The following is an 18,372-nucleotide window of genomic DNA, read 5'->3' on the forward strand; positions in this document are numbered from 1 at the left end:
GTAGTAAGTAGTAAGTATTATGAAAGAAAATGCCTCATATAAATGGGTAGACTTAATTAAAGGTGTAGGCATCATATTGATAGTAGCTGGCCACGTGTTATCAGGTCCTATTAGAGACTTTCTTTATATGTTTCATGTTCCCTTATTCTTTTTCTTAAGCGGTTATTTATATAAAACAAGTACAACATTTAGGAATGTTTTCAGTAAGAAATTTATCTCTTTAATAGTGCCTTACACTTTTTACTTTATTCTATTAAGTTCATCGCTACTGATTATTGAGATAGTTAAAGATAGAGATATAAAAGTAATTAATAACATATTCACTAAAGTGTTTTATGGTGGAATTGATCTAACTGGCTGGTTTTCAGTCTTTTGGTTTGTTACAAGTCTATTTTTTACGTTATTAATAGGTTCTCTTTTAGTTAAAATCAGAGTTGTATACACTTTGATTATTGCCTTGGTATTTCTAATATTAGCTTATACTCAAGCATTCTATGCTCCTAACCTTCCCTTTATCTTCGCCCTGAATACAGTACTTTATTGTTTTCCAATTTTTTATGCTGGGCACATTTATTCAAAGTATAAAATGAGCATTTCATTTAAAAAGCTATCAGGTTTAACGATGCTATCACTTATACTTTACTTGGCGTACCCAGAGCTTTTTTATACAGATATAAAAGAATCTAAGTATGGATTACCAATTTTGACTTTTGTTATGTCTATGGTGTTCGTTTTATTTATTTTTGAGTTTTTTAAAAAATATTCAGATTTAATAAAATTAAAAATACTTTCTCATATCGGTGTTGCCTCTATGACCATTATGTACCTCCATCAAGCGGTGCAAATTACCTTGAGGCATCAAATAGGAATCACAAACGAATTACTTGTCATTTTGCTATCAATTTCATTTTGTATGATGTGCCAATTTATCTTCAATCAAAATAAAGTTACGCGCAAAATATTTTTGGGTCAAACATGATAAATAAAACAATAATTTTCATTGAAAAATATGGTTTTTTATTCATATTTTTATTTTGTTTTGGTTTTTTTTCGCCCGACTTAACACCTAAGTTGGGGTTAATGTTGGATGATTCAGTAAGTGTGGAGGATGGAAGCAAAAGTAGTGTGCTGAAACAAGTGTTTTGGCTATTCTTATTTGGTTTTTTTGTCTTAAGAACTTATTCTCGTAAAGATGTGATTCTTACAGTTTCAAAATCCAAATTGCTTTTAATATTTTTAGCAATATGCAGTTATTGCTTAATTACATCGTTTTGGTCTGATTTCCCTTCCTTGACAATAAAAAGGTCTATTTTCCAACTCATATTTAGCTTTACGGTAGTACTATCAATATATTTTGTTTGTTACCACAATAACTTAACAAATAGCATCTTGCTAGTCAGTTGCTTTATTTTTGCTTTAATTTGTTATAGCGTGCTTAATGGAACTGGATTTGATCGTGTTGGGGCTCTTACTGGCTTCGCCAGAGGAAAAAATGTTTTAGGACAAAACCTTTTAGTTTTACTAGGCGTTCTTCTAATTTGTTTAAAAAGTTCGAGCTCTTCAAAAAAATACTTAACCATACTTTGCGGCGTCTTTTTTATATTACTTATCTTGACACAAAGTAAAACGAGTATTTTAACTTTTCTTGTTTTTTTATTTTTTATCAATACTTCAAAAGTTTTTAGTAGGTTACTAATCCCAATCACTTTCTTTGTATTAGCTTCTGTTTTTATATTCATACCAGGTTTGAGCGCTTTTTTTTCAGATTATACTCACGTAGGACTATATCTATCTCCAGAGGCTATAACCGGGCGAGGGATGATATGGGAGACGCTGTATCACGATTTAAATTATTTTAATAAAATTCCAGCAGGGTACGGATACAGTTCTTACTTTAACACAGGTGTTGTTCCTTATTTGTTCGATGATGGGTGGAGTTACTTAAGTAGAATTAACTCTTCGCACAATGGCTTTATTGATATTTTTGTTCAATTTGGTTTCTATGGATCAATAATAATTGCTATGTGTCTTTTTTATATATACTTAGGGATTAAAGATAAAATCCTTATTGCGTGTTGTATTATCCCGCTTATAAATAATATAACGGAAGCTACTTTCTTGCGAGATCAAAATATGGTTTGGTTGTTTGTTATTACAATTTTTACTTTGAGTAGAGTAACTAACTCTGCTTATAAATATAGCAGTGAAGTTAAAAAAGGGTTTAAACTATGACGCGATTAAATTGGCTAGATACATGCCGAGGAATTGCAATATTATTTTTGATTTTAGTCCACTATGTTGGTGGGCTAGAATCGAGAGGTTTTATTTCAAGTGAAGTTTTGGATTTGTCTAAGGTTTTTTTAAGGGTGGCAACGCCATACTTTATTCTGATATTTGGGTTTACATTTGCAACCTGTTACTACAAAAAACTTAATAGCTATGAAGACGTAAAAAAGTTATATAAAAAACTACTCCCAAAATTGGCACTAGTATTCTTGGCCCGTGAAGTAATTGTTCTAAGTACAGCAATAAGATATCCAGAAATGCAAAGTACAGTAAAAGATATTCTCTTGTATAAAGGGTTTTCTTCCTCGGGTGAAATATTGAGCTTTTACTTTTTAGCTATTTCTTTAGCACCACTTTTTTTAATGCTTTTAAAGAAAATTCAAACACGTATCTTTTTATTTTTAGCCATATTAATTTATGCGATAGGTTATTTCGTTGGGGATAGTTACTCTAGTGAAATAGATGATATGTGGTTTCGCTTATTGTTCTTTGATGTATATGCATTTTTTCCTTTCTTTGGTTTGGTTATGCTGGGAATGGTTTTTTCTCGTATATACATAAAGCTCGATTCTCAAATGAAAAGGCTAAGCTATTTTGGTTTGCTCTCACTTTTTTCTATTGCCTTAGCTTCAATTGCACTCTTTTCAATGAATGACAACCCAATATATTTACTTGCTACAGCTAAGTTAAAAAGCCCACCACACTTTTCTTACATGCTACTTTACACTGGGATGGCAATAGCTATAACTATATTTGTTTCTTACATATCTAATTTTCAATTAATCAAAAATTATATTTTTGATTATATAGACGTTATAGGCAGGAATTCTCTTTTAGCTTACGTGCTTCATTATTATTTATTTTTATCATCTCCTTTGACTGAATTCCTATTTGATGAGAAGAAACCGATAGTAGAGTTAATATTTTTTATTCTTATGATATCACTAATGCTCATTACCATTTATCTAAGAGACTTGATGAAAAGAGCTAAATAAATATATGAACTGTTCGATACACTGGCTCAGTAATCTTTAGGAAATAAAATGAATTTACTTCATATACATCAAGACTATCCTGATGGTAGGCCTTATTCAGCGACTAAAGCTGTCTCTAATTTAATAGATAGTGCAAAAATCATTGATCCAAGTGTTAAACACTTTGTGCTTTCAATTAATCGGACATCAAATCCATTTAAAATTTCAATTAAAAACTTTGAGGACGGTATTTCATTAGTTTACTGGTCACTGCCTTTGCCATTTATTTCTAGGCTTTCAATAGTTTTTTGGTGCAATATTATTTATAGATATTTGAGAAAATCAAATTTTGATAAGATTCACGCGCATAAACTAACAACTGAAGGGATGTTTGCATTTTATTTAAGCAAAAAAATGGAGTTAAATTACTCGGTTTCGATTCGGGGAGGAAGCGACCTTCACAATATCAACAGATTGAAAGACTGTAATAAATTGTTTAAAAAGATATTTTTAGACGCGGAAAATATATTTTGGGTTAGCGTGTGGGCAAAAAAAAGTATTGAAGACGCTTTTAATATAAAGGTAAATAGTGCTACTGAATTACCAAACATTTGCCATATAGAAAAAATGAGCCCTGCAAGGGATGTAAAAAAAAAGCGTTATTGTACGATTTTAAATTTTGATCAATATCACAGAAAAGGTGTGGTCCCACTTATTCATGCTATTTCTAACTTAAACAGAAATGGCTATGAAATTAAACTAGATATCATAGGTGGAGGTAATCAAAAAAATAAACAAACAGTTAATCGCTTAATCACTGAGTTAAAGCTAGAGAGTAGTATCCAAACTATAGGTGTTTTAGATAGTGAAGGCATATCTAAAGTTTTGCAAAATAGTAGAGGGCTTTTACTACCATCAGTAAACGAGACTTTCGGAATGGTTTATGTAGAGGCTGCGGCTTGTGGATGTCCTTTTTTGTATGTTAATGAGACAGGTATAGATGGCTATTTCGATAACCTTAATAACTCTATCAAAATAAGTGATCAAAATATTAAAAGCATAGAGAAAGGAATAGTTGATTTAGAAAATGAAAGAAATATGTATCTTTCTAGCGCTCTAAATATGGCCTCAAGTGGAGAGTTAAAGCGATTTCAAAAAGCTCATATTGCAAAAACTTATCTACATAAATTGAAAAACATTAATTAAATTTTAATAGGAATTTACTTGAAAATTTTGCATGTTGCTGAATATACCAAAGGTGGTGTGGCTACAATCTTGAGCTCTCTTATTACTCATCAAGAAAAGCTTAACGGTTCTAAAGTTTCGCTGTTGATTGAAAAAACGCACACAGAATATGTTGATTGTAAAGATACCTACGTATTCAATGGAGGAAGAAGTTTAATTGGCTTGATACGTTTCGGATTTTCAATAATCTCAAGCTATCTAAAGTTTAAACCAGACGTTGTACATTTACATAGTTCTTTTGCAGGCTTAGTCGGAAGAATCGCGTTGAGTCCCTTTAGAGTTAAAATTGTTTATCAGCCTCATGGTATTTCCTTTGATTCAGATCGAGTAAGCGGGTTCAAAAAACATCTATATCAATTTATTGAAAAGTTCCTTTCTAATAATATGAACAAAATGATTGCGATATCCGAATATGAATATGACCAACTAAGCCGAATTTTGGGTAAAAGCAAGCTAGTATTGATTAATAATGGCGTTCCCGATACTTCAGTAGATATCAATCTAATTAGAAACGGGCGACTTCTTTTTGTAGGTAGACTAGATGAACAAAAAGGCTTAGACCTTCTTCTTAACCTATATAAGGAAGGACTTATAGATAAGAGTCTTGATATTGTTGGGGAATCTGTTTTAAAAGATTCTGATTACGACTTAGACATAGACAATGTTACTTTTCTAGGCTGGAAATCACAAAAAGAACTTGAAATGTTATATTCAGACTATGACGCAGTTATAATGCCAAGTCGTTGGGAGGGTTTCGGCTTGGTTGCTATTGAGTCACTAAGAAGCGGAACACCTGTGCTGTGTAGTAACAGGGGGGCGTTACCTTATTTAATTGAAGACAACAGAAGTGGATTTGTTTTTAACTTACAAGATTATGAGCAAAGCATCCCTGAGTCTATAAAAAGACTTCAAAATACTAGTTTCGAAAGTTTATCTTTACACTCTAGAAAAGTTTACCTTGAAAAGTATACCTCCGTGCGTATGTGCGAAGAAACGTTTCAACTATACAAACAAATTAAGTAGATTAATATGTCAAAAATGAACGAAAAAATACTAGTTATAGCCTCAGCTGGAGGTCACTTAACTCAGGCAATGTGTTTAACGAGTAAATGTAATGACCTAACTCTCGTAACTAACAAAGTTAACATTGCTAATGAAAGAATTAAAAAGATCTACAAAATTTGGGATACCCAATTCAATTTTTTTATTCACTTTTATAATATTTTTTATGCGCTATACGTAATTTTAAGAGAGCGTCCAAAAGCCATTATAAGCACAGGTGGACCAATTGCGTTGCCATTTGCTTTCCTTTGTAAAATATTACCTTTGAAGTTTGTATATGTTGATACCCTTTCAAGAGTAGTAGAGCTCTCAAATACCGGGAAACTAATACATAAATATTCTTTATATGATGACTTCTTTTGTCAATGGCATGATATTGCTAAAAAAAATAATGTTAAATATATCGGTAAATGTTTTGATATAAAATGTGAAAATAGTTATGAATTGATTACGCAAGAGCAAACCTCACCGCCTGTAATATTGGTTACTGTTGGTACTAATCAATATGACTTTGACCGTCTTCTCGAAATGCTTTATCAGCAACCGTTATACAATAGCGATAAGGTTAAATGGATTATTCAAAAGGGTCACAATTCGCTTACTCATATGCCTAAAAATGGCCAAGTGGTCGATATGATTACAAGAGATGAAATGAGTAAATTAGTTCAGCAAGCGAGTTTGGTTATTAGCCATTGTGGTATTGGGAGTATAAACCAAATGCTTAGTTACCAGAAAAAGGTAATCTTTGTGCCGAGAGTGGCGCGTTTCAATGAATTTTCAGATGATCACCAATTACAAATAGCAAATGAAATTGGTAGCGAGCTATTCGATGTTGTGTTTCCAGAGCATAAAATGAAAGAAATTCTCTTAGATGAGCTTATAGCTCGTCAGCTAGTTATTAAATCCGTAGACACGACAAATCATCAAATGGCAGATGATATAAAAAATATTCTCTATTGGGATAAGTCATAGTTTATGAGTGATCTTAGTAATAAACTGAACAAAGCTATATTAAAAAGTTTAGCAGGGAAGTACAGTTTATATATTTTTCAAATAGTCTCTTTGGCTATTCTTTCTAGATTATATACTCCGCAAATGTTTGGAGTTTTAGCTGCTGTTACTGTTTTAATTTTATTTTTTCAATTGATTGCTACTTCAGGGCTTGGTCCAGCAATAATTTTCACAAAGGATATTACGCAGGGGCAGAGGGATGGGATTTTTTCAGCGACCCTGATTATTGGGATCGTTGGTGCCATCTTATTCTTTTGTCTTACGCCATTTATTATGGATTGGTTGGAGATAAAAAATTTAAAACAAATTAATTTAGTTTTAGCGCTCAATATCCTCTTTTCTGCGTTATCAATGTTGCCGCTTGCTAGTTTACAAAAAGATACTCAATTTATCTTAATTGCTAGAGCGGAAATTTTGGCTGAATTATTATCTCTGGGTGTGGCAGTAGCGATGTATTTTAGTGGTTACGGTGTATTAGGATTGCTAAGTAAGCTGATGGTCGTTCCTATAATAAGATTTGGTTTTTATCATCTAGCATCCACAAAATCAATGCTGGGCAAAGCTCGGTTCGGTAAAGATGTTAAAGCCATATATAGATTATTTGCGATAGCAAAGTATCAACTCGCTTTTAATGTGATGAACTTTTTCTCCCGTAATTTAGACACTATTTTGATCGCAAAATATTTTGGAGCAGTTGCGGTAGGATTTTATGAAAAGTCATATCAAGTGATGCGCTATCCTTTGCAATTGTTTACTTTCGCGATTACTCCCGCATTACAACCAATTTTAACTGAGCACAAAGACAAACCATTAGTAGTGATGAGCGAGTTTTATAGAATTGCGATAAAACTCGCCTCTTTGGGGCTATTTGCCTCTATGGTGTTGTTTTGGGCTGCCAGTGATATTGTGTTGATATTGTTCGGCCCGCAATGGGAAAACACTGTATCTATTTTAAAAGTATTGTCTGTCACAATACCCCTGCAGATGGTATTAAGCAGCACCGGTGGAATATTTCAAGCTTTCGGTGCAACTAAGCATATGTTTTTCTGTGGATTATTTTCCTCTATTACTAATGTCTGCGCTATTATATTTGGTGTCATGACTGGTGACTTGCTAAACCTTTGTACTTTTCTGGCAATATCATTCGCCATAAATTACATCCAATGTTTCTATGTACTACACAGATACTTATTCAAGAGTTATCCTATTATACAGTTTTTATTACTAAGCTTAATTATAATGACTTGTTATTTAAATTTGTTCTTTACATCAACTTTAGATACCAGTTTGGATATGTCATATGCAAGTGCATTTTTAAATTGCTTGATAGTAGGCACCGCTTCTTTAACAGCCGTTGCTCTATTATTTTTTACTTTAACTAAATTGGGTCTACTTGAAATAAGACCTTCTAAAAAGGACTAAGATGATTTTACCTGTAATTATGGCTGGCGGCTCTGGAACACGCCTTTGGCCCCTGTCTCGTGGAAATTATCCTAAACAATTTCTAGCGTTAGATGGGTCTAACCACACTATGCTTCAACAAACTTTAAATCGTCTGGATGGGATCGAACATACTCCAGCGATGCTTATTTGTAATGAGGAACATCGATTTATTGCAGCAGAGCAACTTAGACAAATAAATGTTAAACATTCTGGTATTTTTTTAGAGCCTACAGGACGTAATACCGCCCCTGCTATTGCCTTAGCTGCTCTAAAAGCTTTAGAAAACAACCAAGATCCTCTATTACTTGTTTTAGCTGCTGATCATGTAATAGAAAATATTTCAGCTTTTCAGGCCAGTGTAGAGCAAGCATCAATACTTGCTGAGCAAGGTAAGCTCGTTACATTTGGTATTACTGGTAATAAACCTGAAACAGGATACGGTTATATTAAACGAGGAGTGCCTCACCAAACAGGTTTTGTTGTTGACAGTTTTGTTGAAAAACCGGATTTAGCTACTGCTAAAACTTACATAGAAAGTGGTGAGTATTACTGGAATAGCGGTATGTTTTTATTTAAAGCTAGTGAATACTTAAATGAATTAAAGACGTTTAGACCCGAGATATATAAGGCATGTGAACTTGCTATGCAGGTGCAGAATGATGATATGGATTTCGTTCGTGTAGATAAAGTGGCATTTGAATCATGCCCTGATGAATCCATTGATTATGCAGTAATGGAGCATACTAAAGATGCAGTAGTTGTACCTATGGACGCTGGTTGGAGTGATGTTGGTGGATTTGCTGCTTTATGGGAAGTTTCAAACAAAGATGAAAATGGAAATGCATTTAACGGCGATGTAAAGGCCGTTGATACTAAAAATACTTTAGTGCTTGGTGATGATAAGTTAATAGCAACTGTAGGTGTTAAAGACCTAGTGATTGTAAGTACTAAGGACGCAGTATTGGTCGCTCACAAAAGTGAGTCGCAAAAAGTAAAAGCCATTGTTCAGCAGTTAAAGAATGAGCAGCGATCAGAGGTTACGTTTCATCGTGAGGTATACCGCCCTTGGGGGAAGTATGACTCGGTAGATAGTGGAGAGCGTTTCCAAGTTAAGCGTATTACTGTTAAGCCTGGTGCTAAGTTGTCAGTACAAATGCATCATCATCGAGCAGAGCATTGGATTGTGGTGTCGGGCACGGCTAAAGTACACTTGGACGGTACAGAACAGTACTTAACTGAAAACGAATCTGTGTATATACCAATTACAGCCGTACATGCCTTAGAAAACCCTGGCAAAGTAGACCTCGAGCTTATAGAGGTGCAGTCAGGTTCGTATTTAGATGAAGACGACATAGTGCGTTTTGAAGACCGATACGGTCGTTCTTAAAAAATAAAAATTTAGTTAATTATAGAGGGTACTATGGATAGTTCGGTTGTTATTAAACAAAGCGGTATAGAATTTGGCACATCAGGTGCTAGGGGACTTGTAAGCAATTTTACACACGAAGTGTGTTTTGCATTTACGTTAGCGTTTTTAAGTACCCAAGCCGGTGTTAAACGTATTGCTATTGCTATTGATAACAGACCGAGCAGCCCAGCGATGGCGAAAGCCTGTATCAGTGCAGCCAAATCTGTAGACGTTGAAGTTGATTACTTCGGTGTTGTACCCACCCCAGCGTTAGCTTACGCTGCGCAAGCTGCCTGCCTCCCTGCAATTATGGTGACAGGTAGTCATATCCCCTTTGATAGAAACGGTCTAAAATTTTATACAAAAACTGGTGAAATAACTAAACAAGATGAGGTTGCAATAATTTCGTCTAGTACTCATTTTGATCAAATAGATTTATTGCCTTTACCTATCTCTGATATGCGCGCCTTTAACCTGTATTTAAAGCGTTATATAGATGTATTTCCTGCTAACTTATTACATTCAAAAAGAATTGGAATATACCAACATTCAAGTGCAGGCAGAGATTTATATCCCGACTTGTTTAAAGCGCTAGGGGCAGAAGTTATATGTCTTGGCTTTAGTGACGAGTTTGTTCCAATTGATACAGAAGCCGTCGCAGACTCTGATCGAGAGCAAGCGAGAAAATGGTCTGAAGAATATAATCTAGATGCTATTTTTTCTACCGACGGTGATGGTGATAGGCCGCTACTTGCAGATGAAACAGGAGAATATTTTACAGGTGATATATTAGGTTTGTTAGCTTCAAAGAGTTTAGGTATTGATGCGCTTGCTGTACCTGTTAGCTGCATAACTAGTATAGAAAAAAGTGGTTATTTTAAAAAGGTTATACGTACTAAAATAGGGTCTCCTTATGTGATTGAGGAATTCGATAACTTAAAACAAAATTTTAATTCTGTGGCTGGTTTTGAGGCAAATGGGGGGTTTTTATTAGCGTCATCTATAATCATTGATAATAAAAAGCTATTACAACTACCCACAAGGGATGCCATCTTACCCGTACTGGCAGTTTTAAATTTGGCCGGTAACTTTGCCCTTTCAGGTTTAGTAGAGTCTCTCCCGCATAGATTCACTTTTAGCGACCGCTTAAAAGCCATCGAAAAATCTAAAAGTAAGAGCGTTATTGAACGAGGTATATATGAGGTTGATGAGCTCGTAGCAGATTTAGGTTTAAGTCACCTCAAATTAGAATCTAAAAATTCTACTGATGGGTTAAGGCTAAGCTTTAATAACGGTGATGTTGTACACTTGCGTCCTTCTGGTAATGCGCCAGAATTACGTTGTTATACTGAGAGTGATAGCTTGAAGGGGGCAAGGGGACTATCAAGGACCACTTTAAATTCGTTTAAAACACTCATTAACGAGATACATTAATAAAAGAGTAATCTGAATGAGTTCTTCACTTAAAAAAGACCCTGCAATACAAAGCTTATTAAAACGGATGCCCGAAAATGTGCAGTCCAGCTTCTCTGACGATCAGTTAGCTCATTTAAAAGTTGCTATTGGTGCAAGGCAGTGGGGTAAACATACAATAGATTGTAGAGGGGTAATTAAATTTTTTAAATATAGGTATTATTTTGTTTTGTTAGCAGGTAGAAATAGGCGAGAGCTTAGCGAACAAGAACAGAAAATAGCGGCATTATCACAAGTTATCACAATATCTATATTTTGTTTGTTTGTAATTACAGTTTTACTATTAATTGTTTATTTGATCAAGTCTGCGTTAGGTATTGATATATTTAGTGATTATTCTTTTGGAGTATGGTCTTGGTTTCGGGGGTTGTTTAAATAAAGGCACGGTATTTATGTTTATGTTTACAAATGTTTGTGGAATTTACGTAAGTTTATATTTGTTTGTTTTATGCAACTTACTCACTAGTTATAAGTTTTTTGCTTATTATTGCTGTATATATACAATAAGCAATATTGAATACTTTAGTATGATGCTGTAACATTTGTGGCGTAGTTTTGTGAAGCTGATTCACTTTTTAAGATATCTATAGGGATACGATAGTATGACATCTTCAAGGACGTTTAAGCCAAATGGCTCGTCTGATGCAAATTTTTATCGTTTGTTCGATATTTTTGCGTTATTTTTAGCCTTTCAATGTTCTGCTTTATTTTATAGCTTCGAGCTTTCGCCCATTTATATGGTTTCAGTTTTAACCGTTGCTTTGAGTTTTTTATATTGCGCTGAAATATTCTCTGCTTACCGCTCTTGGCGAGCAGGTAAATTTAGAACCATGGTACTTTGTGCTTGGGGGGCTTTATTTGTAGCCTTTGCTGTACTGCTGTTTATATCGTTTAGTTTTAAGTTTACTGAATCGCTCTCTCGAATTGGTTTGGGTTTGTGGTTTTTGCTTAGTATTGTATTTTTGTATGTTTGGCGTCTAGCAGTACACCTATTTAAAAGAAGCCGAAGGAAGTTAGGCCTGAATTTACGTAATGTTGCAATTGTTGGGGCAACAGAATCAGCGGTCAATTTGTATAATGAAATAATTAAAAATGATGAACTTGGTTTTAACTTCTTAGGTTTTTATGACGACAGGCAACCAGAACGACTTTTTGAAAATTCTACCAAGCACGATGTAGCTGGACGAATACAAAACGCGGTAGAAGCTGCTCGTAATGGTGAAATTAGCGTTTTATATATTGCTCTTCCAATGAAGGCTGATAAGCGTATAGCTGATATTTTACGCCAATTAGGTGATACAACGGTAGATGTGCATATTATTCCTGACTTTTTAATATCTAACTTAATACACGCGCGGATAGAGCATGTGGGTAATGTTGACACATTGAGCGTGTTTGAATCCCCCTTTATTGGTGCGCGTGAGTTTATAAAACGCACTGAAGATATAATAGTAGCCTCCATTATTTTAATGCTTATATCGCCTATTTTAATTGCCATTACATTTGCTGTTAAATTTACTTCTAAAGGTCCTGTGATTTTTAAACAAGACAGGTACGGGCTTGATGGACGTAGAATTAAAGTATGGAAATTCCGTTCAATGAGTGTTACCGAAAACAGTGCTGTAGTTACACAAGCTACAAAAAATGATGTGCGCATTACACCTTTAGGTGGTTTTTTACGCCGTACAAGCCTTGATGAGTTACCACAATTTATAAATGTTTTAAAAGGTGATATGTCGATAGTTGGGCCACGGCCTCATGCGGTTGCCCATAATGAGGAATATCGTAAAAAGGTTGAGTTTTATATGTTACGTCATAAAGCTAAGCCAGGCATTACAGGTTGGGCGCAAATTAATGGCTGGCGCGGCGAAACCGACACTCTTGATAAAATGGAAAAACGTGTGGAATTTGACTTACATTATATTAAGCACTGGTCGTTATGGTTTGATATAAAAATTATTTTTATGACAATTTTTAAAGGATTTAAGAATGCAAACGCATATTAAAACATTTACCCATATTTTTGCTTTGTTAAGTGTAGGTTTTGCAGCTCCCGCAGCTGCAAATTTAAAGCCAGGTAGTTTTATAACTAAAGATGGCGCAGAACTTACACCAACGTTACAAACCGGGCTTAGTAGTAATAATAACTTTTTTAGCACACCCGATAATGAAGAGTCGCGATTAATTTGGACTATAACTCCTAATGTTAAAGCGGTTATTGATAATGGCCCAGATAGTTATAGCTTAGACTTAGGAACTAGCAGTTCTTTACACAATAAAGATACAGCTGATAACTTTACCCAAGTTAATCTTGGTGCCGGTGTACATAAAGAGTTTACTAGTCTACATCGTCTAGATATTAACGGTGACGCCGATTGGCTTTACGAGCCCCGTGGTAGTGGCTTGACCGAAGGCTTGGGTGATGCTGTTAATGAGTTAGTAAAATATCAGGAGCAAAATGTTTTAGCGCACTACGAGTACGGAGCTCAAAGTTCTAAAGCGCAAGTTGCTTTAAAAGCTGGTTTTTTTAGTAAAAAATATCAAAACTTTAGAGAAATATCGCAATACCGTGATTATGATAAATCGTTAATTGGTGTAACTGGCTACTATAACACCCAAGCTTCTACACGTACATTTTTAGAGGTTAAGCAAGAAAACTACCGTTATGATTTTTTACAAGCTAATGGTATTTCACGTGATAGTGATGATGTAAAAATACTACTTGGTATGGAGTGGGAAGCAACAGCGGTTACATCTGGCTCGTTTAAATTAGGTTATCAAAATAAAGACTTTAGCGCTAATGAGCGTGAAAATTTTAGCGGTTTAAGTTGGGAGGCGGGTGTTAACTGGCAACCACTTAGCTACTCTACTGTACAATTTACAACAAGTCGCTCAGCTAAAGACCCATTAGTAGAAGGCGATTACATTAAAGAAAGTACATACGGTATTAATTGGACCCATAACTGGAGTGACTATTTAAGCTCGCTTGCTGGTGTTAATTATACTGACGAGCAATATACTGGCGATGTAGGCCGTAAAGATAAATCTAAAAGTGCTCGTTTAGGTTTAAACTACGTTGCTAGTAATTTTGGTATGGTTTCTACTTACGTCGATTTTATTGATAAAGATTCTACTCAAAGCGCAATAGAGTTTGACCGCGTTATTGTTGGTGTTAATTTTACATTTGCTTTAAAGGCTAATTAATGAAGTTTATTTTTAGTTTAACGCTGCTAGTTTTAAGCAGCGTTTGCTTTGCTCAAACAGCACAAAGTTATATTTTAGGTGCTGGCGATAAGGTTGAAATAAAAGTGTTTGGCCAACCTGATTTAGAGGTTATTGCACTTTTAGGTAATAGTGGTGAGGTTAATTACCCATTTTTAGGTAAAGTAAAACTTGCCGGGCTTAATACATCAGAGGTTGAACAAGTTATATCGCAAGGGTTAAAGCCTGAATATTTAATAAACCCCAATGTATATGTTCAGGTTATTGAGTACCGCCCTTTCTATATTCACGGTGAAGTTAAAGAGCCTGGTGCTTACCCTTACCAGCCTGCTATGACAGTTAATCAAGCTATTGCACTAGCGGGTGGATTAACTGAGCGTGCCTCGATTGACAAAATATACATATTTAAAGAGCAAACTAAACAGCAGCAACAAAAAGGTAATTTAAATAGCCAAATTGCAGCGGGCGATACCATAAAAATAGAACAACGCTTGTTTTAAAGTAGTTTACAAGGCAGTAATTAATGAATCAAATAAATGAAACTCAGGTCAATAATGAAGACATTATTGATTTTAGCGCTTATCTTAATGTTCTTAGGCGCGCAAAATGGCGTATTTTGAGTTTTGCGACCGTTGTTACTTTATTGACAATAATGGTAGCACTAACGTTAATACCCAAATATATTGCTACTGCAACTTTACTTATTGAGGCAGAGCAAACTAAAGCAGTGAGTTTTGATGAAATATATGGACTAGATTCGACTAAAAAAGAATATTATCTGACGCAGTTTGAAGTAATTAAGTCCGACAGTATTGCCCGCGAAGTAATTACTAAACTTAATTTAAAAGATCATACAGATTTTATTGAAAAACCGTCAGTGTTAGGTGAACTTAAAACAGCTATAAAAGAGCAACTCCCTTTTTTAAATAAAAAAGAAGAAACGATATATTCTCCTTATGAACAAGCTGACCGTGAAATGTTAGGCTTGCTAACTGCATTTAAATCTCGCCTTTCTGTTTCACCTATTCGTAAAACGCAATTAGTGCAAGTAAGTTTTGAGTCAAGCGATCCTAAATTAGCAGCGCTTGTAGCGAACACTGTTGGTGAAGTTTATATAGATAGCCAAATGCGTGCAAAAATGGGGATTACACAACAAGCTTCCAGTTGGTTAAATACACGCTTATCGCAATTGCGAATTCAGCTAGATGACTCAGAAGTTCGCTTGCAAGCTTACCGAGAGCAGCAAAAACTTGTTGATATTGAAGGTATAGCAGGGCTTGCTACGCAAGAGCTTGAACAGATATCGCAGCAGTTAATTGTTGCACGCAATGAAAAAAACAACCTTGAAAGTATTAACCGTGTAATAAGTGAGTACGGAAATAATAACTTAGAGCTTTTAGGCAGTATGCCGGAAATCACTTCGCATAAAGTAATACAGGATGTTAAGCGTGAGGTGATACTAGTTGAGCGTAAATTAAGTGACTTAGGTGAGGTTTATGGCCCTAAACACCCTCGCATGATCTCTGCTCAAGCTGAGCTTGCAACGGTAAAAAACAATTTAAATAAGCAAATTAAGGGCCTTATTACCGGCATTGAAAAAGAGCTAAACCGCATTACTCGTACTGTTAGTGCGCTTGAGCGTGACCTAGTTAAAATACGTGCAGAATATCAAGATATTACCCGAAAAGAAACCCAATATAACCAACTAAAACGCGAAGTTGAGACTAATCGAAATATATTTAATACGTTTTTATCTCGCTCTAAAGAAACTGAAGTAACAAGTGATTTTAGCTCTGCAGCTGCTCGCTTTACGGATCGTGCCTATGCACCAAACAAACCAGCAAAACCAAATAAAAAGCTTATTATTATTTTAGCTTTTATAGCTAGTTTTGGTTTTGCAGTAATTATGAGCTTTATATTTGACGCCCTTAACGATACTGTTAAAACCAAAAATGATGTTGAAAGTAAGTTAGCACAGCGCATGCTGGGTTTATTACCGCATGTAAAAATACCTAAAAATAGTGTTTTTCCGATTCACGCATATCTTGATGACAATTACAGGCGTTTTGCTGAATCAGTACGTACGTTCAGAACTAGCTTGTTATTAACTCAGTTAGAGCGTGATCATAAAGTAATTGCAGTTACATCAAGCTCACCGGGTGAGGGTAAAACAACGACCTCAGCTAATTTAGCTATGTCGCTTGCACAAATGGGTAAAGTATTATTAATTGATGCAGATTTACGTAAACCAAGTATTGCAAAGCGCTTTGATATACCAGTATTTCACCCAGGGTTAAGTAATTTAATTGTAGGCACAGAGCAGTTAAGTGAGTGTATACATGTTGATGTGCAGTCAGGCGTAACTATTATGCCAAGTGGTCAGATTCCTAGTAACCCGTTAGAGCTTTTATCTAACGCGCGCTTTAATGAAGTAATTGATGGCTTGAAAGCTCAATATGACCATATAATTATAGATACACCACCAACACAAGCCGTGAGTGATGCGTTAGTTGTTGCGCAAAGTACAGACTCGGTAATTTATGTTGTTAAGTCGGATATTACGCGAATTAAGCCTATTAAAGCAGGTATTGAGCGCTTGTTTGAATCTAAAGCTCATGTTGCAGGTATTGTGCTTAACCAAGTAGATATGAGTAAAAGTAAAGACGAGCATAGCCATGGTTATTACGATTATTACGATTACTCGCAAAAACCTGAACAACCTAATGCATAGTTAAATGCAAATCTATGATTGATATTCATTCCCATATTTTGCCAGGAATTGATGATGGTGCTAAAGATTTAAATGAATCTTTAGCACTATTAACTATTGCGCAAAATGATGGAATAACTCATATGGTTGCCACGCCACATATACATATTGGGCGATTTAATAATTCGGCTTCGCAATTGTATAGCGAGCTTGCTAATTTAAAAGCACAGGCATTTATAAATAATATTGGTATTAAACTAGCTGTGGCCGCTGAAGTTAGGCTTGATGTAGAGCTAATGAGTTTAGTGCTTAGTAATAAACTCCCGTTTATTGGTACGCTTAATTCAGTAAATTATTTATTATTAGAACTTCCGCATTCGCATGTTCCCCAAGGCTACGATAAGTTTATAAATTGGCTAGCTAAACAAAATATAAAAGTAGTTATTCCTCACCCTGAGCGTAATCGCGATATTCAAGCTAATCCTTTTTATATTGAGCGTTTAAAGCAATTAGGTTGTGAGTTTCAATTAACCGCTTCAAGCATTGAAGGTGCATGGGGTGAAACTGCTAAAAATATTAGTATAGATATGCTAAAAAAGGGTTTAGTAACCTATGTTGCATCTGATGCTCATTCAGTTAAGCGTAGGCCGCCTATTTTGAGTAAAGCTAAGCATATAGTGAACGAGTTGATAGGCAAAAATGATGCACATAACTTGTTTTTTACCAACCCTAAGCGTCTAACAGAGTCGTTGTTTAATGAGTAATTTAAATACAAACCGCCTCATACAAATTGCAGTACTTGCAGTTGCTACATTAGTTATAGGTTATCAGAGTTTACAAAGTATGCGTGCAAATACATGGTATTTTAATGCACTCAATATTTTAAAGCAGCCTGAAAACACAATTACTTCTGGAGAGCTAGAGCTTGCAGAGAGGGCAATTACATACGCAACAAGCCAAGACCCTTTCCAGCCTCATTACTGGCAGTTAAGTGCTTATATAAAAATGCACAATCTATCAGTAACCAGCGAGAAAAATAACAATAAGCTTTTGATTTATCAACAAGCGGAAAAAGATTTATTAAAATCATTAGAGTTAAGGCAAACATGGTCAGAAACGTGGATTGCACTGGCACAAGTAGTTAGTTACCAAGAAGGTCCGACAGTGCGCGTATACGAGTATATTCAGCAGGCTAAAAAATTCGGACCGTACAAGTTTGATGTGCAGCTTGGTATTATTCAAATAGCGTTAATGAACTGGCAGCAACTCCCTCCAAAGTATAAAGCATTGTATGTTGCTGAACTAAATTTAGCCGTTAAATATGGTTATAAATTTTATCAAGTTTTTGATGTGGCTAAGCAAGTTGATGCTTTGCCTATTTTATGTCTATCGCTTAAATTTGGCCCCCACTTTGAAGCCGTTAGAACAAGGTGGATGTTTAAAAAACATTGTAACTAGGTAGGTTTCGAATGCGTTAAGTTTGTTTACGTTAAAGTAAAATGTAAAAACCAATTGCTCAAAGAGAAGAGAATGAGGAG

The 18,372-nt window shown here is 35.0% G+C and carries 16 protein-coding genes; all 16 read left to right on the forward strand.

Annotated elements, in window-relative coordinates:
- The first annotated feature begins 19 nt into the window (after positions 1-19).
- The 16 genes from AC5NT5_RS07015 (at position 20) to AC5NT5_RS07090 (ending at position 18,292) form a co-directional block, all read left to right on the forward strand.
- Positions 20-979: an acyltransferase family protein gene (locus AC5NT5_RS07015; protein WP_494513190.1), complete on the forward strand. Its 960-nt coding sequence runs from the start codon at positions 20-22 to the stop codon at positions 977-979.
- Positions 976-2,232, forward strand: coding sequence for an O-antigen ligase family protein (locus AC5NT5_RS07020; RefSeq protein ID WP_494513189.1), 1,257 nt, complete (start codon positions 976-978; stop codon positions 2,230-2,232). Before AC5NT5_RS07015 ends, AC5NT5_RS07020 begins: the two co-directional genes overlap by 4 nt.
- On the forward strand, positions 2,229-3,281 hold the full coding sequence (locus AC5NT5_RS07025) for an acyltransferase family protein (RefSeq protein ID WP_494513188.1): 1,053 nt from the start codon (positions 2,229-2,231) through the stop codon (positions 3,279-3,281). The genes AC5NT5_RS07020 and AC5NT5_RS07025 overlap by 4 nt, the downstream gene beginning before the upstream one ends.
- Before the next feature lie 48 nt (positions 3,282-3,329).
- On the forward strand, positions 3,330-4,466 hold the full coding sequence (locus tag AC5NT5_RS07030) for a glycosyltransferase (protein ID WP_494513187.1): 1,137 nt from the start codon (positions 3,330-3,332) through the stop codon (positions 4,464-4,466).
- Positions 4,467-4,484: 18 nt separating this feature from the next.
- Positions 4,485-5,528, forward strand: a complete 1,044-nt coding sequence (locus AC5NT5_RS07035; RefSeq protein WP_494513186.1) for a glycosyltransferase family 4 protein — start codon at positions 4,485-4,487, stop codon at positions 5,526-5,528.
- A gap of 6 nt (positions 5,529-5,534) precedes the next feature.
- A complete protein-coding gene (locus AC5NT5_RS07040; protein WP_494513185.1) occupies positions 5,535-6,539 on the forward strand; it encodes a glycosyltransferase in 1,005 nt (334 codons plus the stop codon).
- 3 nt (positions 6,540-6,542) lie between these two features.
- Positions 6,543-8,000, forward strand: a complete 1,458-nt coding sequence (locus tag AC5NT5_RS07045) for an oligosaccharide flippase family protein (RefSeq protein ID WP_494513184.1) — start codon at positions 6,543-6,545, stop codon at positions 7,998-8,000.
- 1 nt (position 8,001) lies between these two features.
- A complete protein-coding gene (locus tag AC5NT5_RS07050) occupies positions 8,002-9,408 on the forward strand; it encodes a mannose-1-phosphate guanylyltransferase/mannose-6-phosphate isomerase (protein WP_494513183.1) in 1,407 nt (468 codons plus the stop codon).
- A gap of 33 nt (positions 9,409-9,441) precedes the next feature.
- Positions 9,442-10,863, forward strand: a complete 1,422-nt coding sequence (locus tag AC5NT5_RS07055; protein WP_494513182.1) for a phosphomannomutase — start codon at positions 9,442-9,444, stop codon at positions 10,861-10,863.
- A gap of 16 nt (positions 10,864-10,879) precedes the next feature.
- Entirely contained in the window at positions 10,880-11,281 is a 402-nt protein-coding gene (locus AC5NT5_RS07060; protein WP_182672264.1) for a 3-phosphoshikimate 1-carboxyvinyltransferase, read from the forward strand.
- A 223-nt stretch (positions 11,282-11,504) separates the two neighbouring features.
- Positions 11,505-12,908, forward strand: a complete 1,404-nt coding sequence (locus AC5NT5_RS07065; protein ID WP_494513181.1) for an undecaprenyl-phosphate glucose phosphotransferase — start codon at positions 11,505-11,507, stop codon at positions 12,906-12,908.
- A complete protein-coding gene (locus AC5NT5_RS07070) occupies positions 12,892-14,106 on the forward strand; it encodes an outer membrane beta-barrel protein (RefSeq protein ID WP_494513180.1) in 1,215 nt (404 codons plus the stop codon). The genes AC5NT5_RS07065 and AC5NT5_RS07070 overlap by 17 nt, the downstream gene beginning before the upstream one ends.
- Entirely contained in the window at positions 14,106-14,624 is a 519-nt protein-coding gene (locus AC5NT5_RS07075; protein WP_494513179.1) for a polysaccharide biosynthesis/export family protein, read from the forward strand. Before AC5NT5_RS07070 ends, AC5NT5_RS07075 begins: the two co-directional genes overlap by 1 nt.
- A 23-nt stretch (positions 14,625-14,647) precedes the next feature.
- On the forward strand, positions 14,648-16,855 hold the full coding sequence (locus tag AC5NT5_RS07080; RefSeq protein WP_494513178.1) for a GumC family protein: 2,208 nt from the start codon (positions 14,648-14,650) through the stop codon (positions 16,853-16,855).
- 14 nt (positions 16,856-16,869) lie between these two features.
- Positions 16,870-17,598: a tyrosine-protein phosphatase gene (locus AC5NT5_RS07085; RefSeq protein ID WP_494513177.1), complete on the forward strand. Its 729-nt coding sequence runs from the start codon at positions 16,870-16,872 to the stop codon at positions 17,596-17,598.
- A complete protein-coding gene (locus AC5NT5_RS07090; protein ID WP_494513176.1) occupies positions 17,591-18,292 on the forward strand; it encodes a VpsP family polysaccharide biosynthesis protein in 702 nt (233 codons plus the stop codon). The genes AC5NT5_RS07085 and AC5NT5_RS07090 overlap by 8 nt, the downstream gene beginning before the upstream one ends.
- Positions 18,293-18,372: the final 80 nt, after the last annotated feature.

The organism is Pseudoalteromonas sp. J2K-J599 (genome assembly GCF_059295115.2).